The sequence below is a fragment of the Neisseria sp. GT4A_CT1 genome (assembly GCF_000227275.1).
In the GTDB taxonomy this organism is placed as follows: Bacteria; Pseudomonadota; Gammaproteobacteria; order Burkholderiales; family Neisseriaceae; genus Neisseria.
Window position 1 is genome coordinate 1 of sequence record NZ_JH164989.1, and the last position, 1161, is coordinate 1161.

1 protein-coding gene is annotated in these 1161 nt (G+C 50.9%); it reads right to left on the reverse strand.

The features are described 5' to 3' along the window. The coding region (tuf, locus tag HMPREF1028_RS12855; protein ID WP_009313198.1) for an elongation factor Tu at window positions 1-1161 on the reverse strand (1161 nt) is incomplete at both ends.

Consider the following 1161-nt stretch of genomic DNA (forward strand, 5'->3'; position numbering starts at 1 on the left):
ATGATAGAAGAAACCACACCTGCACCTACGGTACGGCCACCTTCGCGAATCGCAAAGCGCAAACCTTCTTCCATAGCGATAGGCGCAATCAGTTCTACAGTAATGGCTACGTTCTCACCAGGCATAACCATTTCTACACCTTCTTCCAAAGTAACCGCGCCGGTTACGTCGGTAGTACGGAAGTAGAATTGAGGACGATAGTTAGCGAAGAACGGAGTATGACGACCACCCTCTTCTTTGCTCAATACGTACACTTCTGCTTTGAATTTAGTGTGCGGAGTGATGGTACCCGGTTTAGCCAATACTTGACCGCGTTCCACTTCTTCACGTTTGGTACCGCGCAGCAATACGCCTACGTTGTCACCGGCTTGACCTTCGTCCAGCAGTTTGCGGAACATTTCAACACCGGTACAAGTGGTTTTTTGAGTTTCTTTCAGACCTACGATTTCGATCTCGTCACCAACGTGGATAACACCGCGCTCTACACGGCCGGTTACTACGGTACCGCGACCGGAGATGGAGAATACGTCTTCGATAGGCAACAGGAACGGTTTGTCCACGGCACGCTCTGGAGTCGGGATGTAGCTGTCCAATGCAGCAGCCAGTTCGAAGATTTTTTCTTCGTAAGCGGCGTCGCCTTCCAAGGCTTTCAGTGCAGAACCTTGTACGATCGGGCAGTCGTCACCTGGGAAGTCGTAGCTTGACAGCAAGTCACGGATTTCCATTTCAACCAGTTCCAGCAGTTCGGCATCGTCAACCATGTCGCATTTATTCATGAACACGATGATGTAAGGTACGCCTACTTGGCGGGCCAACAGGATGTGTTCGCGGGTTTGCGGCATAGGACCGTCGGCAGCGGAACATACCAAGATTGCGCCGTCCATTTGTGCGGCACCGGTAATCATGTTTTTAACGTAGTCGGCGTGTCCCGGGCAGTCTACGTGTGCGTAGTGGCGGGTTTCGGTTTCGTATTCTACGTGTGAGGTATTAATGGTAATACCGCGGGCTTTTTCTTCGGGAGCGTTATCGATTTGGTCGTAAGCTTTTGCAGCACCGCCGAATTTTTTAGCCAAAATAGTAGTCAAAGCAGCAGTCAGGGTGGTTTTACCATGGTCAACGTGACCGATGGTGCCAACGTTTACGTGCGGTTTGCTACGTTCT